Below are 26,508 nucleotides of genomic sequence, written 5' to 3'. Positions count from 1 at the left end.
GGTCAGCGCGGCCGGATGACGATCTCCAGGTAGTCCATGGGCAGCAGCAGCGTGGACCCGTCCTGGTTCAGCTCGGTCACCATGCGGGCCAGGTCGGCGACGAGGGCGGCGCGGCCCTCGTCGTCCAGTGCCTGCGCGGTCATCCGGGTGGGGCCGTAGACCTCGGCCCAGACGCGGGCGTGCGCCTCGGGGGAGGAGAACCTCCACCGGAGCGTACGCCCCGTCACCCGGATGTCGGCCTCGCCGCCGAACAGCTCCTCCAGCCCGGACGAGGTGCCCCAGCGGCTGGGCGGGCGGTAGCCGGGCGGCGGCGGCAGGTAGCGGGTGTTCAGCTCCAGCATCCGGCCCATGTAGCCCGACGGGGTCCAGCAGGCCAGGCCGATGCGCCCGCCGGGGCGCAGCACGCGTACCAGCTCGGCCGCGGCGCGTTCCTGGTCGGCGGCGAACATCACCCCGAACGTCGAGGCCACGACGTCAAAGGAGGCGTCCTCGAACGGCAGGGCCTCGGCGTCGCCCTCGCGGAAGGCCACCTCCAGCCCTTCGGCGGCGGCGCGGTCGCGCGCGACCGCGATCAGCTCGGGCACCAGGTCCAGGGCCGTCACCTCGGCCGCGCGCCGGGCCGCGCCGAGGGCGAGGTTGCCGGTGCCGGTGGCGACGTCCAGCACCTTCTCCCCCGCCCTGATCTCCACGGCCTCGCACAGCATCTCGGCCGCGAGCAGGAACTGCACGCCCACGTGCCGGTAGTCGCCGGCCGTCCAGGTCTGACGTTGCCCGCTCTGCCGCACCGCGCCCTCCCCGAGTCGCCGTCCACACCTTCAGCGATCTTCCTGACCGGGCCGTGCCCGTGGCAAGGCCCCCGGGCCTCGACGGCGACAACTCGCCACCGGTACGGCCGTCCGCCGCGCGGGCGGCGCGCTCGGGCGCGGGCCAGGCGGGGCGGGCCAGGCGGGGGGCGGGCCAGCGGGCGGCGTCCAGGATGCGGGCCAGGCGGGGGGCGGGTCAGCGGGCGGCGTCCAGGATGGCGTCCCAGGCGACCTCGGCGGCGAGGGTGGCCAGGCCGGTGGACCGCACGCCGGTCAGGTCCACCTCGTCGGTGGTCATGGTGAACAGCACGTCGCCGTCGTTCTCGGTGTGGAAGGGCTGGATGCCACGCTGCATGGAGCCGTGCACCTGGCGGCCGAGCTGGTTCAGCTCGCGTTCCGGCAGGCGGACGTTGGTGACCAGCACGGTGAGCGTGGTGTTGCCGGGCACCGGGGCGGGGGCGTCGGGCCGGCCGATCATGGCGGCGTAGTCCTCGGCCGGGTGGCGGCGCACGCCCTCGGCGGAGTGGTAGTTGCCGCGTACGATCGCGCCGTCGCGGTCCACCACCACGCCGACCGAGTTGACCACGGTGGCGACCAGCACCTTGACGTCCCCGTACGCCCGGAACGCCGCGCCCTGGCCGGTGAACTCGGCCCGGCCGAACTCGACCTTCCCGGCGGTGGCGCTGCGGCCGGCGCCGCACCGCCCGACCGGGAACTCGCCCTCCTTGGCGTTGCGCAGCGCGGCGCGGCCCAGGGCGGCGTCCGGGGAGACGGCGTTGTCGCGGGCGGAGAAGTCGTAGATCACCGCGCCGGAGACGATCTGCAGGTCGTCCCAGCGCACCTGGTTGCGCCGCCGCGCCAGCAGTTCGTCACTGACGCCGGCCGCGGCGGCCAGGCCGTACACCGAGCCGCCGGCCAGGCAGATGGCGTGGTTGAAGTCGTACCCGCCGCTGAGCCCGACCGCGCCGCCCCGCGCGTCCACGGCGGTGCGCGCCCCGGCCGGGACGTGGACCACGGTGCACCCGGTGGGGCCCTCGGCGTACTCGGCGGTGCCCACGTACACGCCGGGCAGGTCGAACGGCACCACGCCCCGGCCGGGGCTGGCCTGCGGGGTCAGCGGCAGGTCGTCGTTGCCCGCCACGTCCGGCGCGAACGCCGACGGCGCCGCGAGCCGCGGTTCGGCGGATGGTGTCACGGTGCCTCCAACGGTCACAGTGCCTCCATGGGTCACAGTGCCTCCAAGGGTCACAGGGCGTCCAGCAGACGCCTGGAGTATTCGTGCGATGGCGCGGTGTAGAAGGTCTCGGTGCCGGCGGTCTCCACGATCTCGCCGTCGCGCATGACGGCGATGCGGTCGGCGACGTACCGTACGGCGCCGAGGTCGTGGGAGATGAACAGCGCGCTGAAACCGTACTCCGCCTGCAGGTCCTTGATCAGGTTCAGGATCTGGCCCTGTACGGAGACGTCCAGCGCGCTGACCGCCTCGTCGAAGACGACGAACCGGGGGCGGGTCACCAGGGCGCGGGCGATGGAGACGCGCTGGCGCTGGCCACCGGACAGCTCGTGCGGGTAGCGGGCGGCCAGCTCCGGCTCCAGGCCGACGTGCTCCAGCATCTCGGCCACCGGCGCGGTGTCGCGCCGGCCGAGCACGACCAGCGGCTCGGCCACGCTCTGCCCGACCCGCATGCGCGGGTTGAGCGACCAGTGCGGGTGCTGCAGCACGGCCTGCATTCGCCCGGCCAGCTCGCGGCGGCGCTTGGGGAACGGGCGGCCCTCGAACCTGACCGTCCCGGCGGCGGGGCGCTGCAACCCCAGCGCGACCCGGCTGGTGGTGGTCTTGCCCGACCCGGACTCCCCCACCAGGCCCAGCGTCTCGCCCTCGGCCACGTGCAGGGTCACGCCGCGCATGGCGTGGTGGACGCGGCGGCGCAGCGGCGGCCCGGACGCGAAGGTCACGGTCACGTCGTCGAGCTCCAGGATCACGCGTCCACCTCCGCTTCCCGGGCGGCGGTCAGGACCGGCTCGCCCGCCCGGTGGCACAGCACGGTCTGGCCGCCCACCCGGGCCAGCGCGGGGCGCTCGCGGGAGCACCGGTCGATCGCGAACGCGCAGCGGGGCGCGAACGCGCAGCCCGGTGCGGGCCCGGTGAGCACGGGCGGGCGTCCGGGCACCGGCACCAGCCGGGTGCCGGGCCCCGCCGCGGCCGGGGCCGAGCGGGCCAGCGCGGCCGTGTAGGGGTGGGCGGGGCGGCCCAGCACCTCGGCGGCCGGGCCCTCCTCGACCACGCGCCCGCCGTACATGACCGCGACCCGCTCGCAGCGGCGGGCCACGGCGGGCAGGTCGTGGCTGAGCCAGACGATGCCCGCCCCGGCCTCGGCGGCCAGGCCGAACACCACGTTCAGCACCTCCTCGCGCACCTGGCTGTCCAGCGCGGCGGTCGGCTCGTCGGCCACCAGCAGCCGCGGCTCGGTGGCCATGGCCATCGCGATGGCCACGCGCTGGGCCATGCCGCCGGAGAGCTGGTGCGGGTACGCCCGCGCCACCGCCGGGTCGAGCCGGACCCGCTCCAGGTGCCCGGCCACCTCCTTGTCCCCCGCGCGGCGGCCGAGCACCAGGCGGAGCTGCCGGCCCACCCGCATGGTCGGGTCGAGTGAGGCGATCGGGTCCTGGAAGACGAAGCCGAGCAGTTCCCGGCGCAGGCGGCGCAGCGCCGCCGGGGCCAGGTCGAACACCGGCTCGCCCGCCACCCGTACGCCGCCGCCCGCCAGGTGCGCGGCGCGCGGCAGCAGGCGGCCGACGGCCGAGCCGAGCGTGGACTTGCCCGATCCGCTCTCCCCCACCACCCCGATGCTCGCGCCCTCGTCCAGGACGAGATCGGCCCCGTCGAGCGCGCGGACGGTGCGCCCGCCGATCCGGTAGTCCAGGGACAGGTGCTCGACCCGTAGCAATGCGCCGCTCATGTCAGGCTCCTCGGCTGCCGGGGCTCCAGCCGGTCGCGCAGGCCGTCGCCGAGCACGTTGATGGCCAGGATCGCCACCACCAGCACGGCGCACGGCCCGGCGACCAGCCACGGCGCGGCGATCATGTACGTGCCTCCCTGCCGGATCAGCACCCCCAGCGACGCCTGCGGCGGCTGCACGCCGAAGCCGAGGAAGCTCAGCCCGCCCTCGACCGAGATGCCCACCGACAGCGCGTACGTGCCCTGCACCGCGATCGTGCCGGAGACGTTGGGCAGCACGTGCCGCCCGAGCACCCGCGACAGCCGGGCGCCGCTGATCACCGCCGCGGTCACGTAGTCGCGCCGGGCGACGCCCGCGGCGGCGGCGCGTACCAGCCGGGTCATCAGCGGGATCGTGACCAGCACGATCGCGGCCAGCGCGGCCGTCTGGCCCGGCCCCATCACCGCGGCGACCAGGATCGCCAGCACGACGGCCGGGAAGGAGTACAGCACCTCGACCAGGCGCAGCACCAGCTCGCTCACGTACCCGCCCCGGTACCCGGCCAGGATGCCGAACCCGGCGCTGACCACGGCCGTGACCAGCACGGCGACCGAGGAGAGCAGCAGGGTGGTGCCCACGCCCTCCATCACCCGCGGCAGCATCGAGCGGCCCAGGTTGTCGGTGCCCAGCCACCACTGCGGGCCCGGTGGCTGCAGCCGCGGCCCCACGATCGCGTCGGGGTCGCCGCCCAGGTGGACGACCGAGCCCAGCGCCACCAGCACCAGCAGGGCCAGGCAGGCCAGCCCGGCCCGGGACAGCCCGTCCAGGTCGCGCAGCAGAGCTCTCACGCGGCCCCCTTCCCGGTCACGCCCAGGCGCGGGTCCAGCGCCCCGACGGCCAGATCCACCAGCGCGTTCATCACGATGAACACGGCGGCGGCGAGCAGCACGCCCGCCTGCACCACCGCGTAGTCGCGCCGGCCGACCGCCTGCACGATGTAGGACCCGATCCCGGGCAGGTTGAAGACGTACTCCACCACCAGCGCCCCGCCCAGCAGGTACGCGGTGATCGTGGCCACCAGCGTGACCACCGGCCCGGCGGCGTTGCGCAGGATGTGGTGCCTGACGATGAACCAGGGCGTCTCGCCGCGGGCGACGGCGGCGGTGACGTACGGCTCGACCAGCACGCCCAGCACCGCGTCCCGGGTGGTGCGGGCGGTGGCCGACAGCGCGAACACCGACAGCACCGCCGAGGGCAGCACCATCGAGGCCAGGTTCCCGGCCGGGTCCTGCCCGAACGGGACGTACCCGCCGGCCGGCACGCCCAGGGCGTACCGGGAGAACAGGAACACCGCCAGGCTGCCGAGCACGAACTCCGGCACGCTCACCCCCAGGCCGCTGAGCAGCCGACCGGCCGCCGCGCCACCGCGCGGCCGGGCCCGCACCGCGGTGAGGACGCCCAGGGGCACGCCGAGCAGCAGCGCCGCCGCCACCGAGAACGCCGTCAGCTCGGCGGTCACCGGGAGCCTGGCCAGCAGCTCGTCCGCCACCGGCTGCCGGCTGATCATCGAGGTGCCGAAGTCGCCGCCGGCGACGGCGGCCAGCCAGTGCCCGTACTGCAGGAACACCGGCTGGTCCAGCCCGTAGCGCGCGGCCAGCTCGGCCTTCTGCTCCGGCGTGGCGAACGGGCCGAGGATCGTCTCGGCGAACCCGCCGGGCATCATCCGGACCGCCGCGAAGATCAGCACGGACACGCCGAGCAGCGTCGCCGCGGCGCTCAGCGCCCGTCCGGACCACCACAGTGCCAACCGCATCGCGGCTACTGCGCCTTCTTGGCGCGGATCTCGGGCAGCAGCCGCAGCACGTTGCCGTAGCCCTCGGTGGCGTACAGGCTCGGGCTGAGCGCGTCGGTGCGGTAGGCGACCGTGACCGGGCGGGTGACCAGCGGGATCATCTGCGCGTCGCGGTCGGCCTCCTGGCACACCTTGGCCAGCGCCTCCGTACGCGCCGCGCCGGTGGCCTTCCCGGCCGCGTCGATCGCCTCGCTGAGGGCGGCGTCGGCCTTCATGAAGCCGGCGTTGAACCCGGCCACGTCGGGGTTCCACCACTTGGTGACCATGCCGGCGTCGGCGTACCCGGCGAACCACGACAGGGCGGCGTCGAACTCCGCCGGCGCCTTGCCGTACACCTTGCCGGCCCAGGTCGCCTCGTCGGTCTGCTCGATCTTCACCGTGATGCCCGCCTGCTGGAGGTTCTGCTGGATCACCTGCGCGACCGCGGGCGCGGGCTCGGTGGAGTAGATCGCCAGGGTGAACGACAGGTTCTGCGCGCCCGCCTCGGCCAGCAGCCTGCGCGCCGCCTCCGCGCCGCCGCCGGTGGCCGAGGGCAGCGTGGCCGGGTCGCACGCGCCGGGCAGGCCCGCGGGGGTGACGCCGGTCGGCTTGCCCTGCCCGCCGGTGGCGACCTCGGCGATCTGGGTGCGGTTCATGGCCAGGTTGACCGCCTGCCGCACCCGGGGGTCGGCGAACTTGGAGCCCGGCGCCTGAGTGTTGAGCATCAGGTAGTAGAAGTCGGTGGTGGCCTGGCTGAGCACCTGGACGTTGGCCGCGCCCGCCAGCATGCCGGCCGAGTCCACGTTGCCCAGCGTGGCCATCGAGGCGCTGCCGTTCTGCAACGCCGCGATCCGCGCGGCCTCCTCCGGCGCGATGGTCACGTTGACGGCGTCGAGCGCCGGCCTGCCCTGCGCCCAGTACTCCGGGTTCCGCCTGAAGGACCAGGACACGTCCTGGCGGTGCTCGCCCACCACGTACGGCCCGGTGCCCAGCATCGTGGTGGCCAGGTCCACGGACTTGTCCTCCACCTCCTTCATGGGCAGGACCGCGGCCGGTACGTTGGCCAGCGCGGCCAGGAACGGGGCGTACGGCTCCTTCAGCGTGACCCTGACGGCCGCGTCGCCGTCCTTGGCGACCGACTTCACCGGGCCGAGCTGGCCCACCCACACCGACTTGGAGGCCAGCAGCCGCTTCAGGCTGCCCACCACGTCGTCGGCGGTCATCGCCCGCCCGTTGGAGAACTTCACGCCCTCGCGCAGGTGGAAGACGTACGTGGTGGGGTCGGGGGTCTCCCAGCGCTCGGCCAGCATCGGCTGGATCGAGAAGTCCGGGCCCACCGTGACCAGCGTCTCGTACACCAGCGACATGAGCTGCCAGGAGGTGGCCACGTCGGCGAGCTGCGGGTCCAGGCCGGTGGCCGCGCCGGTGTCCACGTGCACCTGGAAGTTGAGCGTGCCGCCCCCGGGCAGGGCGGGGTCGGCGACGGCGAGGTAGCCGGGCTTGGCGGGGGCGGGGGTGGCGGCGCCGGGCGCGGCGCCCGGTCCCGGGGAGCACGCCGCGGCGAGCAGCACGAGGGCCGTCACGCCGACGGCCGGCCGGGTGTGGCGCATGGGGGCTCCGTTCAGCGAGGGGAGGTCAGTGACAGGGGGCGGAGGAGTCGTGACGGGCGCTCGGCGGGACGTCGAGCGTGGGGTTGCGGTCGAAGAACCCGGCCGGTCTGAGCGTGAACCCGCAGGAGTCCACGGGCATCACCGGCCAGTCCTCCGTACGCGGGAAGTGGGTCATGCCGAACGTGTGCCACAGCACGATGTCCTGACCGTCGATGTCGCGGCCGGCCGCGGCGTAGCGGGGCAGGCCCGCCCCGCCGGGATGCTGGTTGACCAGGTCGCCGGCCGGATACCGCTCGGCAGGGTCGTACCTGGTGACCCACAGGTGGTGGGCGGCGAACTCCGCGCGCCGGCGGATCGAGGAGCCCTCGGCGGCCAGCAGCAGCGGGCCCGCCTGCGGGTACAGCGCGTACCCGACCGGATCGCCGAGCCGGTTGCGCACCTCCGGGTTGACGATGTGCCAGGTGCGGCCCCTGGCGGCGTCCGCGTCGCGCCGGGCCTCGGCCTCGGTGCGCAGCCGGGTGACGGTGCGGCCGAAGGCGTTGCCGTACGGATTGCCGGGCCCCATCGGGCGGGTGGCGACGTCCACCTCGTCCACGGCGTTGCGCGGTCCGTCCACCGCCATGTCCAGGCGGGCGCTGAACAGGTGCTGGTGGTAGGGCGCGGCCAGGCCGGGCGCCACCTGCGAGGCGTACGGCGCGGCGCGCTCGTCGTACGCGGCGGTGAACACGATGCCGGTGGCCTTGACCTCCAGCTCGATGGTCCCGTCGAGGTACAGGTACCAGTAGAAGCCGTAGTCGTAGTTGCCGACGGTGACGAAGAAGGAGATCACCAGGCGGCGCTGCCTGCGGGTCTCCGCCGAGCCGTTGGCCGGGTCGGTGTGCTTCCACAGCACGCCGAAGTCCTCCTCGTGCATGCAGATCGCGTTGCGCAGCACCTTGGGGGTCCCGTCGCCGCCGGTGACGGTCACGTCGAAGTAGGTGATCTCGCCCAGGCAGTCGCAGCCCAGCTCCAGCGAGTTGGCCAGCTTGCCGAGCTGGTACTCGCCGGTGTCGAAGTAGTTCTGCCAGAACCGCACCGGGCTCGGGTCGCCGTAGGGGACGAGCATCTCGGCCACCGACGCGCGGTGCACGATCGGGCGCACCCGCCCGCCGTCCTCGAACCCGATCTGGTGCAGGACCAGGCCCTCGCGCATGTCGTAGCCGATCCGCACCCGCCACTTCTCCCAGGTCACCAGAGTGCCGTCGATCTCGAAGCTCGGCCCCTGCGGCTGGGTGATCTCGATCGGCCGCTGGGTGGTGCGCCACGGGCCGAACGCGCCGGGCAGGTGGTAGTCGCCCGGCTCGCGCGGCACCGGCAGCACGCCGCTGTCCACGATCTCCAGCACCGCGCCCTTGATCAGATCGACGTACGCGACCAGGCCGTCCACCGGGTGCGCCCACGGCAGGCTCTCCTGCGTGGGCCGCAGGTGCGCCAGCACCCGCGCGATCCGCCGCCCCTCCTCCCCGGGCAACCCGTAGTGCCCGGCGCTGAGCGCGGCCAGGTACACCCGCCCGGGGTCGTCGATCCCCCGGCGCGCCAGCGCGGCGGCCCACTCCGCGTCCTGCGCCAGCACCCGGCGCACCAGGGCGTGCTCCTCGTCCAGCATCGGCACCTGACCGTCGGTCACCGGGTCGATGGCCCGGCGCGACTCGACCCGCCCGTCGCGCAGCGAGACCACCACGTCCTCGGCCTCGCCGCCGGTCACGTCCAGCAGGAACGCCCGCGCCCTGCGCCCCGGATCGGGCCCGTCCTTCGGCGGCTCCTCCAGCCCGAGATAGGCCACCCGCGTGGACTCCCCCAGCGCCCCCGCCTCCACCAGGACCCGCCGTACCTGGAGGATCTCCTCGCCGCGCAGCGGGTCGAGCGGGTGCGGCGTTCCCCCCTCTCCGAGCACCCGCCCCTGGTGGGGGGCGCACGCCGTGGACTTCGATCTGTCGGGCACAGTGAGCTCTCCGAGGTAGTGACCGGCCAAGCGCGTCCTGAGTTGCCGGAACGTTCCGGCTCGCGCCAACATACTTCCGGCGACGGCGAGGTGACAAGGGGTACCAGACTCCCGATACACGGCGTTAACACCAGAGCGGGCAATCATCCGGCTACCGCTACCATCGGGGCGTGCGCGAAGAGGAGCCGGTCACCATCATCACCGTGGCCAAACGGGCCGGGGTGTCCAAGACCACCGCGTCCGACGCCCTGCGCGGCTCGGGGCGGGTCTCGGCCGAGACCCGGGCCACGGTCATGCGGGTCGCCGAAGACCTGGGCTACGTGCCGAACGGGTCGGCCCGGCACCTGCGCCGCGCCAGCACCGGGACCATCGGGCTGCACGTGCCGGAGGTCCTCACCCGCTCCAGCTACTACATGTCCTTCGTCTTCGGCGTCGTGGAGCGGGCCGCGGTCAACGACTACGACGTCACCCTGATCACCAGCGGCGAGCGCCGCGCCCGCACCCCCCGCGTGGACGGCCTCGTCCTCGGCGACCCCCTCGTGGGCGACCCGGTGGTCGAGCGGCTGATGTCCGCACGGCTGCCCACGGTCACCTGCGAGCGCTTCCCGGGCGGGCGTGGAGCCGACGGGGTGGTGCTGTCGCCGCACGCCGACATGGTCGGGCGCCTGCTGGACCACCTGCGCGACTCCGGCGCCCGGCGCCCGGCGCTGATCGTGGCGGGCGACGAGAGCGACTGGGCGGCCGAGCTGCACCAGGGCTACCGGCGCTGGTGCCGGGCCAACGGCGTGCCCACCGCCACCCGTACGGTGCCGTTCGACGCGCCGGCCGACCAGGTGCGCGCCGCCGCCCGCGAGCTGCTCGACGCCCGGCCCGCCCCCGACGCCCTGGTCTGCGGGCCCGCCGGCGCCGCCACCGAGGTCCTGCCCGTGGTGCGCGCGGCCGGCCGCGAGGCCGGCCGCGACCTGCTGCTCGCGTCCTGCGTGGACACCCCCGGAATGGCGCTGGCCGACCCGCCCATCACCTCGATCGACCTGCGCCCGCGCGAGGCCGGCGCGGCCTGCGCCGAGCTGCTGTTCGACCTGCTCAACGGCACCGCCCAGCCGGGCACCGAGCGCGTGCACCCGATAGAGCTGCGGCCCCGCGCCTCCACCACGGGCTGACCCGGGCTGAGCTGACCCGGGACCCACCCGCCCGTACGCGCCGGCCCGGCCATTCGCCCTAGTTATATATGACCAAAATGCGTACTACGTGGAACCTTTGACCGCGCTCAGCGCGTCTTATGGGAAGCCGGTACGAGGAAGGAATCCCTGAATGAACCCAACCCGCAAGATGTGGATCTCCGCCGGTGTCGTCGGCGTGGTCCTCGTCGGCGGCGTCTCCGTCGCTGCGGCCGCCACGGCGGGCAGGATCGAGAAGGTCAATCAGGAGACCACCGTCGTCACCACCGGCCAGGACGCCCCCCGCGACGCGGCCGAGCCCATGGCGACGCCGACTCCCGAGGACTACGTCGTCAGCGAGGACGTCAACCCCGACCCCGAGGGCGTCGCGGAGTACTGGGACCACGACCGCCTCGAAGACGCCGACCCGATGCCGATGCCGATGGTGACGTTCAGTCCCAACGGCTCAGGGGAGTAAGTAGGGCAAGGGCGCTGCGGGCGCACCGGGAGACCGGCGCCCGCGCCGCCGCATGCCCGGCACACAGCACACCGACGCACATTTCCCGCACATTGACAAGCAGGACAAGCAGGACAACGCGCACGACCAGTACGACCAGACAGTCGTGGCCAGACGAGCACGCCCACGATCCGGCGATCGAGCGCGCCCGGAGGACATGACCCGTCCTCGGGTATTGGTGACGCCCGGACGGGAATTAACTCGGCGCGCAGGCGTTATTGATACTGGTGCGCAGAGCGGCAGACATCCGCCCCACCCGGACCACAGCCTCGAACCAAAGCCGTTGACACGATCACTCCCATTTGGAGGAGGTGCCCTCATGCCCAGAACCGCCGTGGCGACCCCGCCCGCGGGTTCCGCGACGACTCTCGACCGCCTGCTCGACCGAGGGCGAGCCCAGGGTCACCTTTCTCTTGCCGAGCTTCGCCACGCGTTCGCCGAGGCCGGGCTGACCCCCACCGAGGGCCGCTCGATCCTGCGCGAGCTGACCGAGGCCGGTGTCAGCCTGGGCGCGGACGAGGAGCCCGCGCTGGGCGCCCGCCCCAGGAAGAAGGCGACCACCACGTCCACCCGGTCCGCACGCGGTAAGGGTACCTCCTCACGCCGCGCGAAGGCCAATGCCGCCAAGGCGGAGTCCCCCGCCCCCAAGCCCGCCGCCCCCGCCGAGGGCCGCAAGGCCGCCGGCGAGCCCACCGGGCCCGCCGAGTCCCCCGAGCCCGCCGAGGACTGGCTCGACGCTGAGCCGGAGGAGCTGGACGAGGCGGCCGAGGAGGCCGCGCTGCCGAACCTCCCGGCCGACCCGGCGCATACGGCCGGGAGCACCCAAGACGCAGAGGACGACGCCGCCGACGCCGAGCACGGCGACTCCGAGCAGCTCGACCTGGACGACCAGTCCTCGGTCATGGGCGACTCGGTGCACACCTACCTCAAGTCGATCGGCCGCCGCAGCCTGCTCACCGCCGCCCAGGAGGTCGAGCTGGCCAAGCGGATCGAGGCGGGCCTGTACGCCGAGCACAAGCTGGAGACCGAGCCCAACCTGCCCGACGACCTCCGCGTCGAGCTGGAGTGGGTGGCCCGCGACGGCAAGCAGGCCAAGGACCACATGCTGGAGGCCAACCTCCGCCTGGTCGTGTCGGTGGCCAAGAAGTACACCGACCGCGGCATGGCCCTGCTCGACGTGGTCCAGGAGGGCAACCTCGGCCTGATCCGCGCGGTCGAGAAGTTCGACTACACCAAGGGCTACAAGTTCTCCACGTACGCCATGTGGTGGATCAGGCAGGCGATCCAGCGCGGGTTCGCCGACTCCGCGCGTACGATCCGGCTGCCGGTGCACGTGCTGGAGATGCTGTCCAAGCTCTCCCGCGTCGAGCGCGACATGCACCAGCGGCTCGGCCGCGAGCCCACCCCGGAGGAGCTGGCCGTCGAGCTGGACAAGACGCCCGACCAGATCGAGGAACTGCTGCGCACCAGCCGCCAGCCGCTCAGCCTGAACGCCACCATCGGCGACGACGGCGAGACCACGATCGGCGACCTGATCGAGGACGCCGACTCGCTGGAGGCGTCGGAGCTGGTGGACCGGCAGTTGCTGGCCGACCAGTTGCGCGGGGTGCTGGGCAACCTGTCGCCCAGGGAGGCCAAGATCATGGCCCTGCGTTTCGGCCTGATCGACGGCAAGCCGCACACCCTCGACGAGATCGGCAAGCACCTGGGCCTCACCCGCGAGCGCATCCGCCAGCTGGAGAAGGAGTCGCTGTCGAAGCTGCGCCACCCCAGCAACACGCGCCCGCTGCTCGACTGGGCGAGCTGACCCCGACGCGACAAGGCCCCCGACAGGCCGACGACGCCCGGCGCTCCCGCGTGGAGCGCCGGGCGTTCGCGTGTTCCGGGCCTGCTTCCGGAGGGCTACTCCCAGGGCCTGCTTCCGGAGGGCCGCTTCCACGGGGCCGCTTCCGGGGGGCTACTCCCGCGGGCCTGCTTTCGCGGGGCTACTTGCACGGGCCTGCTTCCGCAGGGCTACTTCCGCGGGGCTGCTCCCACGGGCCTGCTTCCGCGGGGCTACTCCCACGGGGCCGCTTCCACGGGGCTACTTCACGTGGGCCGGGACCTCGCGGGGCAGGCGCGGGATGCCGGTCAGGCGGTGCTGCTCGCGCAGGGTGCGCAGGCGGTGGACCTCGGCGGTCCACATGGCGCCCGCGGGGGTCGCCCTGGCCTTGCGGCGGGCGATCCGGTCGTCGTAGGCCCTGACGCCGTACGTGGCGCGGGCGGCGGCCTCGGCGGCGCGCAGGGCGTCGGTCAGGGCGCGGTCGAGCGCCACCCCCAGCTCGCGCAGCCGCTCCTGGGACGCGCCGGCGGCCTGCGCCTCGCGCAGGGCCCGCTCGGCCTCGCGGGCCTTGCCGAGCAGCGCGGGAAAGCCCCTGCCGACCTCCTGGTCGGCGTGGTAGCGGACCTCCGCCTCCCGGCTGACACGCGGTCGGAAGAACGCCATCGCCTGCCCCTCCTCGGGCCTGGCGCCGGATGCCCTCCGGTCGCCTGTTCGAGTCTGTCGAGGAAAACCTTACAGCGCTGCTGAGGGGCCGTGTGCGGGCGCTCCGGCGCGCCGCCCTTTACACAGTAAGGTCGCGCCGGGCATGATGATCGGCATGCCCGCCAAGAGACCGCCCATCCCGCTCTCCCGGGAGCGGATCATCGACGCCGCGCTGGAGATCGCCGACAGCCAGGGGCTGCGCCGCCTGACCATGCGCAGGCTCGGCGACGCGCTCCAGGTCGAGGCGATGGCCATCTACCACCATCTGCCCGGCGGCAAGGAGGCCCTGCTCGACGCGCTGGCGCAGCACGTGACCACCGTGGAGGTGGACCCCTCGGGCGCCGGCTCCTGGCAGGAGCTGGCGGCGGCCTGGTGCCGGGCCGGGCGGGCGGCGCTGCTGGCCCACCCGGGCGTGCTGTCGCTGGCGATGACCAAGCCGCCCAAGGGCAGCGCCGCGGCCACGATCAGGGAGCAGACCCAGCAGCTCGGCGACGCCGGGCTCGCCGATCCGGCGGGGGCGGTGCGGGCGCTGCGCGCGTACGTGTTCGGCAGCGTCGCGGTGGAGCTGCAGCAGACCGGATGGGCCGATCCGAAGACCCAGCCCGTCGAGCCCGACCCCGACGGCGATACCGCCTTTGAGCAGGGACTTTCCGCGCTCATTGCCGGGCTGGCACAAGCGTGATCGACTCTTGATGAAACCGGCGGCGTGTCGCGCTTGGACCGTTATAATCCATAGGACACCCTGTGTGGTGGGTCACACAAGCAACAGCCGGGCGTACCACCCACTCGACGGTCCCGAACCGTCCTAACGGGCTATGTCGCCGGGGTGTGCCACGACGCACACTTGATCTGTCAATGTGTGGTCCGCCACACGCCAACCCCACGTGCTCGTCCGTCGTCAAAGAGGGGTACGGGACACCAGGTCCCAACGAGCCGAGACAAGAAATCCGGAGGCACGGCCAATGTGCCCGCACGAACCGCCCTGTCCGTCAGCGGAATCACAGGACCGCGAAGCCGCCCGCACCATCGCGGCCCACCCCGAGCAGGGGTGGAGCCTGCTGTGCAACGGCGTCGTGCTCTTCGAGGACACCGGTGAGCTGCTTCCCAACGGCGTGGCCATCGCCCCCCACCGTCCGCTCCCGCTCGTAGGCGCGGCCTGAGCGGCACGCCGCTCGCCGGCGTCACATCCGCCATATACGTGACAGCCGTCACATACGTCACATACGTCACATACGTCATATAGGCCATATAGGCCATGTGCGTCATACCCGTGCGCCTTCCAGGCGCGCACGGCCGAGCAGCCACTCGGTCACGACCTCGGTCACGACCTCGCCCACCCGGGCGGGGTCCTTCTTGAGATCGTGACCCTCGCCCGGCAGGACCACCAGCCGGGCCGCGTCCGCCGCGTCGGGCACCCCGAACGGGTCGCGATCTCCGTTCACCACCAGCACGTCCACTCCCGCGCCGCGCAGCTCGTCGGCGCGGGAGCGCTCCGGCCTGCCCGGGGGATGCAGGGGGAACGCCAGCGCCACCACCCAGTCGGCGCCTACGGCCACAGCCGTACGGCAGGCCACCCGCGCCCCGTTGCTCCGCCCGCCCTGCGCCAGCGGCACGCCCGGGAACCGGGCCCGCACCGCCGCGACGATTTCGGCCCACGCCTCGTCCTGGCGCGCGGCCGGGCCCGGGGCCCGCCTGCCGGCCAGCCGGAACGGCTGGGTCACGCGTGCCACCGCCATGCCGGCCTTCAGGGCCGCGTCGCGCACGGCCAGGAGGTCGGGCGCGTCCACTCCCCCGGCCGAGCCGTGGGTGAGCACGAGGAGCAGGCGGGGCTCCGCCACCTCGTCCAGCTCCACCGCGGCGGGGCCGTGCGCCGTCATGACCTCCATGACTGGCAACCGTAACGTGTGCCCGCACCCCCGCAGGTATCCGGCCCCCCATGGATAGCTCTTTGTTTCCGCATAACTACAGACAGTGACCGATCGCATGCGGGAAGATCGCCGCGGTCCCGTCCGGGACCGATGGGCGAGGAGATGAGGAACCCGCATGAAGGCGATCAGCGTCGCCGCGGCCCTGGCGGCCGCGATCCTGGCCGTGCCCCCGGCGGCCCACGCGTCCACCGGGACGAGCCGGCAGCTTGTGGAATGGGTGGCCATGGGCGATTCGTACACGGCGGGCGCCATCCGGGCGGCCGGCGAGGAGTTCGAGTCGCCGCGCGACGGCTGCGTGCGTACCGACCGGTCCTACCCCGAGGTGCTCAGGGCGGCGCTGGCCTCCCAGTACACGCTGCGCAACGTGAGCTGCGGCGGCGCCACGATCGCCGACATCGCCGAGCGCGGGCAGGTGCCCAAGGGGCTGCACTTCCCGCCGCTGCACACCGACCCCGACCACCCCTTCGCCCCGGTGGCGCCGCAGATCCAGGAGGCCGGCCCCGAGACCGGGCTGATCACGATCGGGATCGGCGGCAACACCCTGGGCTTCGGCGAGATCATCCGGACCTGCGTCAAGCTCGGGCTCAAGAGCGCCGGAAGGGGGAGCCCCTGCCGCGACCACTACCGCGCCGAGATGGCCCGCCGGCTGAAGGACCTCGCCGTCCAGTACGACCGCATGCTCACCGCCCTGCACCAGCGGGCGCGCAACGCGCGGATCATCACCGTCGGCTACCCGCACATCGTGCCCGAGGACACCGGCAAGTGCGTCTACGGCAGCCCGGTCGGTTTCGCCACGGTCACCAAGGGCGATCTGGCGTGGCTGCGCACCAACGCGCTCGAACCGCTCAACGACGTGATCGCCAAGACGACCGCGAACCACGGCGACACCTACGTCGACCTGTACGCCTCCAGCGCCGGCCACACCGTCTGCGACAAGCTCACCGGCCCCAACTGGGTGGAGGGCATGCTGGACACCCGGGGCCGCCCGGCCCTGGTCCACCCCAACGCGGCCGGCCACGCCAACGCCGCCAGGCTGCTGGAGCGGGCGATCGTGGGCCTGTGATCCCGCCGCCCGGTCCTCCCCTGGCACGATCCCGTCTGTACCTTCGGACGATGGGCAGGCCCGCGCTCGCTGTCTAGATTGGATGTCGTGCCGGACCAATTCCCTCCGCGCGACGACATGCGCGCCACGATCGAGGCCCGCAGAGACCTCGGTCCCGAGTACGAGGCGGCCCTGATCGAGTCGTTCCTGGACAAGGTCGAGGCGTCGATCGCGATGCGGGTGCGGGCCGAGGTCGACTCGCGCCTCGGCCCGCACCCGTACGCCCCGATGCCGCCGCCGCACCACCTCCCGCAGCCGCGTGCCAACCACGACGCGCTGTGGGTCGCCATCGCCTCGATGGCCCTGGGCATCCCGCTGACCGGCATCGCGGCGGGCACCGCGGGCACCTCGGGCCTGTTCCTCGCCTGGTTCGGCATCGTGCTGATCAACGTGGCCGCGGCGCTCTCACGCCGCCGCTGACCCGGCCCTCAGATGTCGCGGTCGTAGCGCAGGCGCACCTGGCCGGCGAGGTTCTCGTCCTCGTGCTCCAGGCCGTAGCGCCACACGCGCTCGGCGTCCTCGTCGCGCCCGCGCAGCGGCAGGGTACGGGCCAGCAGCTCGATCGCCAGCGCGCCGGTGTCGGCGTCGGTGCCCTCCTCCACCGCCGCCGCGAACTGGGTGCAGGCCATCTCCAGGTGGGCGATGCCCAGCAGCACCCGCAGCCGGTCCACCGCGCCCACCTCGGGCGCCGCCAGCGCGGTCAGCAGCACGTCGGCCGCCTCCCCCGGGTCGCCCTGCTCCAGGAGCTGCTCGGCCAGCCACTGCGCCGCCCGCGCCACCACGTCGGGATCGCCGGTCGCCAGTGCCTCGCGCAGCGCCCGCTCCACCTCGCCCGCGTCGCCCTCGGCGGCGGCGAGCCGGGCCAGCGCCATGTGCGCCAGCGGCAGGTACGCCGCGTTGCCCACGCCGATGACGGCCTGCCAGGCGGCCCGGGCCTGGTCGCGGCGGCCCTCGCGCTCGAAGCTGCTCGCCAGGTGGCAGGCGGCCTGCGCGGCGTACTCGGGGTGGCCGGTGGCCAGGGCGGTGCGCGCCGCGGCGCGGGCCCCCTCCACGTCGCCGCGCTCGTCCAGGACGACCGCGAGCCCGACCGCCGCCTGCGCGCGGTCGGGCCCGTCAGGGTCGGACACGAGCTCCGCGAAGATCCGCGCGGAGCCGTCGAGATCACCGCTCTCGGCGAGGCGGCGCGCCTCGTCCAGCGCGGGGGTGTCCAGCTCTGGGGGGGTCATCGAACTCCTTCGTCACATGATCACCCTGAGCCTAACGACTTGTGCGGGCCCCGTCGCCCGACATGCCCAGACCCGGCATGACGAACTTGCCGGTCCTTTGCCCCCGCTTTACACCAAGTCCAATGATCAATCCTCGTAAGCGGAAAGGGGCGGGCAGGAGCAGACCAGGTTGCGGTCGCCGTACGCCTGGTCGATGCGGCGCACCGGGCTCCAGTACTTGGCGTCCTTCAGGCTCGGCACCGGGTAGGCGGCCTCGGCCCGCGAGTACGGGTGCGGCCACTCCGCCGCCAGCAGCGCGTCGGCGGTGTGGGGCGCGTTGCGCAGCGGGTTGTCGGCGCGGTCCCACTCCCCCGAGGCGACCTTGGCGATCTCGCCCCGGATGGCGATCATGGCCTCGGCGAACCGGTCCAGCTCGGCGAGGTCCTCGCTCTCGGTGGGCTCGATCATCAGCGTGCCGGCCACCGGGAAGGACATCGTCGGGGCGTGGAAGCCGTAGTCGATGAGCCGCTTGGCCACGTCGTCCACGGTGACGCCGGTCTCCTTGGTGATCTGGCGCAGGTCGATGATGCACTCGTGCGCGACCAGCCCGCCGCGCCCGGTGTAGAGCACGGGGTAGTGCGGGGCCAGCCGCCGCGCGAGGTAGTTGGCCGACAGGATGGCCTGCTCGGTGGCGGCGCGCAGGCCGTCGGCGCCCATCATCCGGATGTAGGCCCAGGAGATCGGCAGGATGCCGGCCGACCCGTACGGCGCCGCCGAGACCGGCCCGACCGCGGCGCCGTCGCGCAGCGGGTCGCCCGGCAGGTACGCCGCCAGGTGGGCGCGCACGGCCACCGGCCCCACGCCGGGCCCGCCGCCGCCGTGCGGGATGCAGAAGGTCTTGTGCAGGTTCAGGTGCGAGACGTCGGCGCCGAACTCGCCCGGCTTGGCCAGCCCGACCAGCGCGTTGAGGTTGGCCCCGTCCACGTAGACCTGGCCGCCCGCCTCGTGCACCCGGGCGCAGATCTCGGTGACGGTCTCCTCGTACACGCCGTGGGTGGACGGGTAGGTGAGCATGATCGCGGCGAGCCGGTCGCGGTGCTGGGCGATCTTGGCGTCGAGGTCGGCGAGGTCCACGTTGCCCTCGGCGTCGCAGGCGACCACGACCACCCGCAGCCCGGCCATGACCGCGCTGGCCGCGTTGGTGCCGTGCGCGGAGGACGGGATCAGGCACACGTCCCGCTCCTCCTGGCCGTTGGCCCGGTGGTAGGCCCGGATGGCCAGCAGGCCGGCGAACTCGCCCTGCGACCCGGCGTTGGGCTGCAGCGACACCGCGTCGTAGCCGGTGACCTCGGCCAGCCAGCCCTCCAGGTCGCCGATCAGCTCCAGGTAGCCCTCGACCTGGTCGCGGGGAGCGTACGGGTGGATGCCGCCGAACTCCGGCCAGGTGATCGGCTCCATCTCGGTGGTGGCGTTGAGCTTCATGGTGCAGGAGCCGAGCGGGATCATCGAGCGGTCCAGCGCGACGTCCCGGTCCTGGAGGCGGCGCAGGTAGCGCAGCATGGCCGTCTCGGAGCGGTGCCGGTGGAAGACCGGGTGGGTCAGGTACGCCGAGCGGCGCGCCAGCGCCTCGGGCAGCGCGTCGCCGGTCTCGCGGTCCAGGTCCGCCACGGTGGCGCCGGTCGCGCCGAACGCGGCCAGCACCTGGGTGACGTGCTCGGGCGTGGTGGTCTCGTCGCAGGCGACGGCCACGTGGTCGGCGTCCACGAGCCGCAGGTTGATCCCGCGCTCCAGCGCCGCCTCGACGACGCCCTCGGCGCCGCCGGGCACGCGGGCGAGCACGGTGTCGAAGAACGTCTCGTGCACCACCTCGACGCCGCCGGCGCGCAGCCCCGCGGCCAGCACGGCGGCGAGCCGGTGGGTGCGGCGGGCGATCGTGGCCAGGCCCTCGGGGCCGTGGTAGACGGCGTACATGCCGGCGATCACGGCGAGGAGCACCTGCGCGGTGCAGATGTTGCTGGTGGCCTTCTCACGCCGGATGTGCTGCTCGCGAGTCTGCAGCGCCAGCCGGTACGCCGGGCGCCCGTCGGCGTCCTGCGACACCCCGACGAGGCGGCCGGGCATCTGCCGCTGCAGCCCCTCGCGTACGGACATGTAGGCGGCGTGCGGCCCACCGAAGCCGAGCGGCACGCCGAAGCGCTGGGTGGAGCCCACGGCGATGTCGGCGCCCAGCTCGCCCGGCGAGGTGAGCAGGGTGAGCGCGAGCAGGTCGGCGGCGGCGACGACCAGCGCGCCCCGGGCGCGGGCGGCCTCGGCCACGGCGCGGAACCCGGCCACCCGGCCGCTCGCGCCGGGGTACTGCACGAGCACGCCGAAGCACTCCGGCAGCTCGGCCCCGTCCCCGAAGGAGGACAGGTCGGCGCTGTCGCCGAAGGAGGCCGGGTCGGCCCTGTCGCCGAAGGAGGCGAGATCGACCTCGGCCAGCTCGATGCCCAGGGGCTCGGCGCGGGTGCGCAGCACGGCCTTGGTCTGCGGCAGCGCGTCGGCATCGACGACGAACACCGCGCTCTTGGCCTTGCTCGCGCGCCGGGCCAGCGTCATCGCCTCGGCGGCGGCGGTGGCCTCGTCCAGCAGGGACGCGCCCGCGACGTCGAGGCCGGTCAGGTCGGCGACCATGGTCTGGAAGTTGAGCAGCGCCTCCAGCCGGCCCTGGGAGATCTCGGGCTGGTAGGGCGTGTACGCGGTGTACCAGCCGGGGTTCTCCAGCAGGTTGCGCCGGATCACGGCCGGGGTGATCGTGCCGTGGTAGCCCAGGCCGATCATGGAGGTGAGCACCCGGTTCCGGCCGGCCAGGGCGCGCAGCTCGGCGATGGCCTCGCTCTCGCCCACGGCGGCGGGGAGCTTGAGCCGGTCCTTGGCCCGGATCGCCTCGGGGACCGCGACGGCCACCAGGTCGGCCACCGACTCGAAGCCGACGGCGGCGAGCATGCGGGCCTGCTCGTCCGGGGAGGGGCCGATGTGGCGGGCGGCGAACGGCGGCCCGGCCAGGTCGCCGAGCCGGCGGGGCGACGCGGGAAGGCCGTCGCCGAACGGCGAGAGCGGGGCGAGGTCGGTCATGGAGCCTCCCGAGGCGGTGGAGACCGGCGCGCTGGGCGCGGGCGTGCTGGTGCCGGGTCTCCCCCTCTGTCAGCGCGGGCTGCGCCCGCGACCTGAGAGCTTCACCCCCGCGCGGACGCGGCGGCTTGCACCGTCGGTGAGACGCGCCTGGCTGGAGCGTCTGCTTTCCAGAGTCGCCTCGCCCGTGCGGTACGGGTGCCTGAGAGATTCCGGGGAGGTTGCTCCTTCGGCGCCCCGATGTCGCCGCGGCGCGGCGTCGGGGACTCTCCCGCACGGGGTTGTCGGCCTTTCAGCCCTAACCTTACCCGTTCACGCCGATTGTCCACCGCCAGGCCCTCGGCCGTGGCGCGCGCCGGGGCACGTCCGGGCCCGACCGGCCCGGACGCGCCGTTGCCCCGTCCAGCTCAGCCCGTCTTGCGCGCCCGGCGGCGGCGCGCGAGCTCGTCGTTCGGATGCTGGTCAGTGAGGCCCGGGGCGGCCTCCGCGCGTTCCCCCGGCAGCTCCGCGAGGGATCCCTCGACCTCGCGCCAGACCCGGCCCAAGGCTATGCCGAACACGCCCTGCCCGCCCTGCAGCAGGTCGATCACCTCGTCGGCCGAGGTGCACTCGTAGACGCTGACGCCGTCGCTCATCAGGGTGATCTGCGCGAGGTCGTTGACCCCGCGGTCCCGCAGATGCCGTACGGCGGTGCGGATCTGCTGGAGGGACACGCCCGTGTCGAGCAGCCGCTTGACGACCTTGAGCACCAGGATGTCGCGGAAGCTGTAGAGCCGCTGCGAGCCTGAGCCCTGGGCGGCTCTTATCCCCGGCTCCACGAGCCCCGTGCGGGCCCAGTAGTCGAGCTGCCTGTAGGTGATCCCGGCGGCCGCACAGGCGGTGGGGCCGCGGTAGCCGATGTCGGCGGGCAGCGTCGTCGGCCGCTCGTCGAAGAGCAGTCCCTGCTCACCGGCACGCTGGCGCGCGTTCTCACGCCGCCCCGGATCATCCTGGCCGGCTGTCTTACCCTCGCCGCTGCTGACCGCCACTGCGGACCTCCGGCTTTCTCTCATCCCGCGGTCTGATCTGGGGGTTCGTGAATGACAACCGCAGGGTTCACTTGCACCGTAGGACCGTGGTCATCAGCAGTCAACGATCCCGCTCGGCGCGTCGTGAAGCGTAAATGCACTGAAATGCCTAGCCGGCCCGGCCGAAGTCCTCCGGGCTGATGGTGTCGAGGAACTCGCGGAACTTCTCCACCTCGTCCTCCTGGTCGTCGGGGATCGTCACCCCGGCCTCCTGCATGACCTCCTCACTGGCGAAGATGCGCGCGCCCGTTCGCAGGGCGAGCGCGATGGAGTCGGACGGACGGGCGCTGACCTCCACCCCGTTGGAGAAGATGAGGTCCGCGAAGAAGATCCCGTCGCGGAGCGACACGATGTTGACCGTGCTCAGCCGTACGCTGAGCGCGTCGAGCACGTCCCGGAACAGGTCGTGCGTCAGGGGCCGGGGCGGCGGCTCGTCGGCCTGAGCCATGGCGATGGCCGTCGCCTCCGTCATACCTATCCAAATCGGTAGATATCTCTCCCCGTGCGTCTCCTTGAGCAAGACGATCGGCTGGTTGGTGGGCATCTCGACCCGGACGCCCACGACCTCCATCTGCAACACGGGCTCGCTCCGTATCCGTTGTCGCGCACCTTCCGCGGTCGCCCGCGTCGGGCCTGCTCTCCGTCACCTTTGGCCGCTACCACCGCAATTCAACGTAACACCCGCGGGGACCTGGATGCCCCTATGGGGGTCAACGACCGAGAACGCCGCGTACGCCCGAGCGTACGAGGGCGGCGTGCAGCGCGAGAAGCAGCTCGGAGATCTCCCTGGCCGTCTCGTCGGCCTGGTCGATGGCCCCGGGGGCCCGGCGGCGCAGCAGCGGCGCGACGGCCTGCTCCACGAGCCCGGCCTCGCGCTCGGCGGCGGCCTTGACGGCCCGCAGGTGGCGGGCGTGCAGCCCGAACACGGCCAGCGCGCCGACCGCGCGGGCCACGGCCAGCGCGTCGGCGTCGTAGCGCCGGGCCACCGCGGACAGCAGCCCGTAGTCCTCCAGCTCGGCGAGGGTCTCGTCGTCCAGGCCGCTGGCGGCCAGCAACTCCTCGCGGCTCAGCCGGACCTCGGCGGGCTCGGCCGGCTTGGGCGCCCCCGGCACCGCGCGCGGCCGCGTGAGCGGCCGGTCGTCGCGGTCGGCACGCTCCAAGTGATCCTTGATCACCCGGAGCGGCAGGTACCGGTCGCGCTGCTCGGTGAGGATGTAGCGCAGCCGCTCGACGTCGGCGTGGGTGAACTTGCGGTACCCGGACGGGCTGCGCTGGGGCTCGATCAGCCCCTCGCCCTCCAGGAAACGGATCTTGGAGATGGTGACGTCGGGGAACTCGCCCCGCAGCAGGGCGAGGACCTCCCCGATGCTCATGTACGAGCGTGCTGCCTGGGCGCTCATGGCCCTCCAGCGCCCCTGGTGAGGAACACCAGGCGGAACTTGCCGATCTGCACCTCGTCTCCCCCGTAGAGGGGCACCTCCTCGATGCGCTCGCGGTTGACGTAGGTGCCGTTCAGGCTGCCCACATCGCGCACCGTGAAGTTTCCCCCGCCGCGATGGTAGAACTCCGCATGTCTGCGTGACACCGTCACATCGTCCAGGAAAATGTCGCTCTCCGGGTGGCGACCCGCCGTGGTGAGCTGGTTGTCCAGCAGAAAACGGCTCCCCTCGTTGGGTCCGCGCATCACGACCAGCAGGGCAGTGCCGGGGGGAAGCTGCTCGACCGCGGCCCGTTCGGAGAGGAGCGTCTCACCGGCCTCGGCCTCGTACGCCTCGATCCCGGCGATGGAGATCGTCGAGGTGGTGTCGCCGGGGGCCTCGGTACGGCTCAGCGGCGATCCACATCGCGAGCAGAAACGGGCATCCTCGGGGTTGGCATGTCCGCACTGCGTGCAGTAGACGCTCGGCATCGATCGGCTCGGCCTCCTACCGCGAAGACGCGGCTTTCGTGCTCACGACTGCGTCTCGCTCTTCGCTTCTCAAACGTTCCTCCGACTGCGAATGCCGCAACATACGCTGCTGAGAGCCAAAGGTCAAGACGAGGCTGGACGGTGGGTTCGGTCGCCCACAAAGCTACCGCCGAGCGCGGCCCAAGGTCCATGCCGCCGCGCCGTTGGACATGATCGCCTCTTGAACATGGCAAGATTGTCCCAGCGCCGGGCGCGCCGGGCCAACCGGCCCCAGCCGCCACGCGCCCGCGGCGGCCCGCGCCCGCCCGAAGGCGCGGGCGCTCAGGTGCCGGCGGCGTGCTCCACCACCCGGGCCCAGTGCTCCAGCAGGCTCTGGGCGGAGTCCACGTCGTGCGACTCGGCCCACAGGTGGGTGACCGCCTCGGTCGGGTCGGGCAGCACCAGGGCCCACCCGCCGTCCTCGGCGACCACGCGCACCCCGTCGGTGGTGTCGATGGCGTAGCCCTCGGCGCCCTCGATGACCGAGCGCATGACCGCGCCCTTGGCCGCCCAGGGCGTCGGGACCGTGCGCTTGAGCAGCTTGGCCTCCGGAATCCGGGCGTCGATGCGGCTCAGCGACAGCCGGGTGCGGGCGACCAGGCCGAGCAGGCGCAGGAACACGGCCAGGCCGTCCACCGTAGAGCCGAACTCGGGCACGATGAAGCCGCCACGCCCGTCGCCGGCGAAGATCATGTCCTCGCCCCTGGCGGCGGTGGTGAGGGCGTCCACGGAGGTCGCGGTCCACTCGACCTGCACCCCGTGGAACCGGCACACCTGCTCGGCGACCCTGGTCGTGGTCACCGGCAGGGCCACCCGGCCGCTGCCCCGCTCGGCCGCGACCAGGTCGAGCACCACGAGCAGGGCCCGCTCCTCGCTGATGAGCTGGCCCTTCTCGTCCACCAGGGCGACCCGCTCGCCGACCGGGTCGAAGCGCACGCCGAACGCCGCGCGGGCCGAGGAGACCAGCTCCGACAGCCGCTGCAGGTCGCGGCGGCGCTCGGCCAGCGTCTCGGTCGGCGATGCGTCGTCCAGCCTGGCGTTGACGGTCAGCACGTCCACGCCCACCCGGCCCAGCAGCGTGGGCAGGACCAGGGAGGAGGTGCCCCCGGCGCAGTCCACCACGACCTTCATGCCGGTGTCGCGCACGCCGCGCATGTCGATGCAGCGCAGCAGCTCGTGCGCGTAGTCGTCCACGGCCCTGGCCGGGAAGCTCAGCTCGGCGATCTCGCCCGGGAACGCGCGGCGGAACTCCTGGCGGGAGAAGACCCGCTCCAGCTTGCGCTGGGCGCCCAGTGACAGGTCGGCGCCGCCGCCGTCCATGAAAACGATGTCCACGCTCTGCGGGTCGCCCGGGGTGGTGCGCAGCGCGATCCCGCCCACCGCCGGGGTGCGCGCGGTGTGGAAGCGCGCCACCGGCAGCGGCGCGGCCTCCAGGTCCAGCACGTCGATGGCGCCGGCGTTCAGCGCGCTGATCACCGCCCGCTTCAGCGCCCGCGCGGCCCGCGAGGAGTCGCGCGAGGTGACCACCGAGGCGCCCTTCTTCAGGGTGGTGGCGTAGGCGCTGGCCAGCCGGACGCACAGCTCGGGGGTGATCTCCACGTTGACCAGGCCCGACACGCCCCGGGGGCCGAACAGGCTGCGCTGGCCGCGCGACTCCCAGATGACGCTGGTGTTGACCACCGCGCCGGCCTCGATGGTCTTGAACGGGTAGATCTTCACCCCGGACGAGACGTACGCCTCGGCCTCGATGATGCACTCGTCGCCGATGACCGCGCTCTCCTCGATCCGGGCGCCGGTCATCACGTCGGTGTTCTTGCCGATCACACAGCCGCGCAGGTTGACGCTGGGGCCGATGTAGACGTTGTCGTGCACGACCGCGCGGTGCAGGAACGCCCCCTCGCGCACCACGACGTTGCTGCCCAGCACGGTGAACTCGCGCAGCTCCGCGCCCGCCTCCACCTTGGCGTAGTCGCCGATGTAGACCGGCCCCTTGAGCACGGCGTCGGAGTCGACGAAGGCGCCCTCGGCCACCCACACGCCCGGCGACAGCTCGAAGCCGTCGATCTCGACCTTCACCCGGCCGCTCAGCGCGTCGGACTGGGCCTTCAGGTAGCTCTCGTGGGTGCCGACGTCCTCCCAGTAGCCCTCGGCGACGTAGCCGTACAGGGGCGCGCCCCGGGCCAGCAGGCGCGGGAACACGTCGGAGGACCAGTCCACGGGCCGGCCGGTGGCCACCTCGTCCAGGACCTCGGGCTCCATCACGTAGATGCCGGTGTTGACGGTGTCGGAGAAGACCTGGCCCCAGGTGGGCTTCTCCAGGAACCGCTGCACCCGCCCCTGGTCGTCCACGATCACGATGCCGAACTCCAGCGGGTTGGGCACCCGCTTGAGCCCGATCGTGACCATGGCGCCGTTCTCGCGGTGGAAGCGGATCATGTCGGTCAGGTCGATGTCGGTGAGCGCGTCACCGGAGATGACCAGGAAGGGGTCGTCGCGGAGCTTGTCGGCGGCGTTCTTGACGCTGCCGGCGGTGCCCAGGGGCATGTCCTCGGTGGCGTAGTACAGGTCCATGCCGAGTTCCTCGCCGTCGCCGAAGTAGTTGCGGATCAGCGCGGCGAGGAACTGCACGGTCACGACCGTCTCGGTGAGCCCGTGCCGGCGCAGCAGGCGCAGCACATGCTCCATGATCGGCCGATTGATCACCGGTAGCAGGGGTTTGGGCTGGTTGGCGGTCATCGGCCGCAGCCGCGTGCCCTCACCACCCGCCATCACAACGGCCTTCACG

Annotated in this window: 24 protein-coding genes and 1 riboswitch; of the genes, 7 read left to right on the top strand and 17 right to left on the bottom strand. The window is 73.0% G+C overall.

The features are described from left to right. Positions 1-2: 2 nt before the first annotated feature. The 8 genes from HNP84_RS20015 to HNP84_RS19980 form a co-directional block, all read right to left on the bottom strand. Positions 3-785: a class I SAM-dependent methyltransferase gene (locus HNP84_RS20015; RefSeq protein ID WP_312925283.1), complete on the bottom strand. Its 783-nt coding sequence runs from the start codon at positions 783-785 to the stop codon at positions 3-5. Between the two features lie 214 nt (positions 786-999). After that, positions 1,000-1,998 (bottom strand): P1 family peptidase, encoded by a 999-nt coding sequence (locus HNP84_RS20010; protein ID WP_185051285.1) that lies wholly within the window; start codon positions 1,996-1,998, stop codon positions 1,000-1,002. A 50-nt stretch (positions 1,999-2,048) separates the two neighbouring features. Beyond that, positions 2,049-2,786, bottom strand: a complete 738-nt coding sequence (locus HNP84_RS20005; protein WP_312925280.1) for an ABC transporter ATP-binding protein — start codon at positions 2,784-2,786, stop codon at positions 2,049-2,051. Continuing rightward, the gene (locus HNP84_RS20000; protein WP_185051284.1) at positions 2,783-3,763 is read right to left on the bottom strand and encodes an ABC transporter ATP-binding protein; all 981 of its coding nucleotides are present in this window, start codon (positions 3,761-3,763) and stop codon (positions 2,783-2,785) included. The genes HNP84_RS20005 and HNP84_RS20000 overlap by 4 nt, the downstream gene beginning before the upstream one ends. After that, entirely contained in the window at positions 3,760-4,590 is an 831-nt protein-coding gene (locus tag HNP84_RS19995) for an ABC transporter permease (RefSeq protein ID WP_221336492.1), read from the bottom strand. The genes HNP84_RS20000 and HNP84_RS19995 overlap by 4 nt, the downstream gene beginning before the upstream one ends. Then, the gene (locus tag HNP84_RS19990; RefSeq protein ID WP_185051283.1) at positions 4,587-5,555 is read right to left on the bottom strand and encodes an ABC transporter permease; all 969 of its coding nucleotides are present in this window, start codon (positions 5,553-5,555) and stop codon (positions 4,587-4,589) included. The genes HNP84_RS19995 and HNP84_RS19990 overlap by 4 nt, the downstream gene beginning before the upstream one ends. Before the next feature lie 5 nt (positions 5,556-5,560). Next, the gene (locus HNP84_RS19985) at positions 5,561-7,183 is read right to left on the bottom strand and encodes an ABC transporter substrate-binding protein (RefSeq protein WP_185051282.1); all 1,623 of its coding nucleotides are present in this window, start codon (positions 7,181-7,183) and stop codon (positions 5,561-5,563) included. 25 nt (positions 7,184-7,208) lie between these two features. Next, positions 7,209-9,164: a primary-amine oxidase gene (locus tag HNP84_RS19980; RefSeq protein ID WP_312925276.1), complete on the bottom strand. Its 1,956-nt coding sequence runs from the start codon at positions 9,162-9,164 to the stop codon at positions 7,209-7,211. 170 nt (positions 9,165-9,334) lie between these two features. Here HNP84_RS19980 and HNP84_RS19975 point away from each other — a divergent pair, with 170 nt between their 5' ends. The 3 genes from HNP84_RS19975 to HNP84_RS53190 all read left to right on the top strand — a co-directional run bounded on the left by HNP84_RS19975 (position 9,335) and on the right by HNP84_RS53190 (position 12,645). Further along, positions 9,335-10,324 (top strand): LacI family DNA-binding transcriptional regulator, encoded by a 990-nt coding sequence (locus HNP84_RS19975; protein ID WP_185051280.1) that lies wholly within the window; start codon positions 9,335-9,337, stop codon positions 10,322-10,324. A gap of 151 nt (positions 10,325-10,475) precedes the next feature. Next, a complete protein-coding gene (locus tag HNP84_RS19970; RefSeq protein ID WP_185051279.1) occupies positions 10,476-10,799 on the top strand; it encodes a hypothetical protein in 324 nt (107 codons plus the stop codon). 358 nt (positions 10,800-11,157) lie between these two features. Continuing rightward, positions 11,158-12,645 (top strand): RNA polymerase sigma factor, encoded by a 1,488-nt coding sequence (locus tag HNP84_RS53190; RefSeq protein WP_246518398.1) that lies wholly within the window; start codon positions 11,158-11,160, stop codon positions 12,643-12,645. Positions 12,646-12,921: 276 nt separating this feature from the next. Here HNP84_RS53190 and HNP84_RS19960 read toward each other — a convergent pair whose 3' ends face one another. Continuing rightward, on the bottom strand, positions 12,922-13,323 hold the full coding sequence (locus HNP84_RS19960) for a hypothetical protein (RefSeq protein WP_185051278.1): 402 nt from the start codon (positions 13,321-13,323) through the stop codon (positions 12,922-12,924). Between the two features lie 154 nt (positions 13,324-13,477). On the opposite strand from HNP84_RS19960, the gene HNP84_RS19955 reads away from it, so the two are divergent. Both HNP84_RS19955 and HNP84_RS19950 read left to right on the top strand, forming a co-directional pair. Next, positions 13,478-14,044, top strand: a complete 567-nt coding sequence (locus HNP84_RS19955) for a TetR/AcrR family transcriptional regulator C-terminal domain-containing protein (protein WP_185051277.1) — start codon at positions 13,478-13,480, stop codon at positions 14,042-14,044. 280 nt (positions 14,045-14,324) lie between these two features. Next, positions 14,325-14,522 (top strand): DUF5999 family protein, encoded by a 198-nt coding sequence (locus HNP84_RS19950; RefSeq protein ID WP_185051276.1) that lies wholly within the window; start codon positions 14,325-14,327, stop codon positions 14,520-14,522. A gap of 102 nt (positions 14,523-14,624) precedes the next feature. Here HNP84_RS19950 and HNP84_RS19945 read toward each other — a convergent pair whose 3' ends face one another. After that, positions 14,625-15,248, bottom strand: a complete 624-nt coding sequence (locus HNP84_RS19945; protein ID WP_185051275.1) for an alpha/beta hydrolase family protein — start codon at positions 15,246-15,248, stop codon at positions 14,625-14,627. Positions 15,249-15,405: 157 nt separating this feature from the next. Here HNP84_RS19945 and HNP84_RS19940 point away from each other — a divergent pair, with 157 nt between their 5' ends. Both HNP84_RS19940 and HNP84_RS19935 read left to right on the top strand, forming a co-directional pair. Beyond that, positions 15,406-16,353, top strand: a complete 948-nt coding sequence (locus HNP84_RS19940; protein WP_185051274.1) for an SGNH/GDSL hydrolase family protein — start codon at positions 15,406-15,408, stop codon at positions 16,351-16,353. An 87-nt stretch (positions 16,354-16,440) separates the two neighbouring features. Then, positions 16,441-16,812, top strand: a complete 372-nt coding sequence (locus tag HNP84_RS19935) for a hypothetical protein (protein WP_221336491.1) — start codon at positions 16,441-16,443, stop codon at positions 16,810-16,812. A gap of 8 nt (positions 16,813-16,820) precedes the next feature. Here HNP84_RS19935 and HNP84_RS19930 read toward each other — a convergent pair whose 3' ends face one another. The 7 genes from HNP84_RS19930 to HNP84_RS19900 all read right to left on the bottom strand — a co-directional run bounded on the left by HNP84_RS19930 (position 16,821) and on the right by HNP84_RS19900 (position 26,507). Then, positions 16,821-17,618, bottom strand: coding sequence for a tetratricopeptide repeat protein (locus tag HNP84_RS19930; protein WP_185051273.1), 798 nt, complete (start codon positions 17,616-17,618; stop codon positions 16,821-16,823). Positions 17,619-17,744: 126 nt separating this feature from the next. Further along, positions 17,745-20,711, bottom strand: coding sequence for an aminomethyl-transferring glycine dehydrogenase (gene gcvP, locus HNP84_RS19925; protein ID WP_185051272.1), 2,967 nt, complete (start codon positions 20,709-20,711; stop codon positions 17,745-17,747). 177 nt (positions 20,712-20,888) lie between these two features. After that, positions 20,889-20,992, bottom strand: a riboswitch (glycine riboswitch). 123 nt (positions 20,993-21,115) lie between these two features. Then, positions 21,116-21,736: a MerR family transcriptional regulator gene (locus HNP84_RS19920; protein WP_185051271.1), complete on the bottom strand. Its 621-nt coding sequence runs from the start codon at positions 21,734-21,736 to the stop codon at positions 21,116-21,118. 148 nt (positions 21,737-21,884) lie between these two features. Beyond that, positions 21,885-22,355 carry a bifunctional nuclease family protein gene (locus HNP84_RS19915; RefSeq protein WP_185051270.1) on the bottom strand — a complete coding sequence of 157 codons (471 nt, stop codon included), beginning with the start codon at positions 22,353-22,355 and terminating at the stop codon, positions 21,885-21,887. A 130-nt stretch (positions 22,356-22,485) separates the two neighbouring features. After that, entirely contained in the window at positions 22,486-23,175 is a 690-nt protein-coding gene (gene ftsR, locus HNP84_RS19910) for a transcriptional regulator FtsR (RefSeq protein ID WP_185051269.1), read from the bottom strand. Then, a complete protein-coding gene (locus HNP84_RS19905) occupies positions 23,172-23,684 on the bottom strand; it encodes a double zinc ribbon and FHA domain-containing protein (RefSeq protein ID WP_185051268.1) in 513 nt (170 codons plus the stop codon). The genes ftsR and HNP84_RS19905 overlap by 4 nt, the downstream gene beginning before the upstream one ends. Before the next feature lie 321 nt (positions 23,685-24,005). After that, the gene (locus HNP84_RS19900) at positions 24,006-26,507 is read right to left on the bottom strand and encodes a mannose-1-phosphate guanyltransferase (RefSeq protein WP_185051267.1); all 2,502 of its coding nucleotides are present in this window, start codon (positions 26,505-26,507) and stop codon (positions 24,006-24,008) included. Between the last annotated feature and the right edge of the window lies 1 nt (position 26,508).

Origin of the sequence: Thermocatellispora tengchongensis (genome assembly GCF_014202315.1) — a bacterium.
Taxonomy (GTDB): Bacteria; Actinomycetota; Actinomycetes; order Streptosporangiales; family Streptosporangiaceae; genus Thermocatellispora; species Thermocatellispora tengchongensis.
This window is presented reverse-complemented; position numbering and strand designations above follow the sequence as displayed.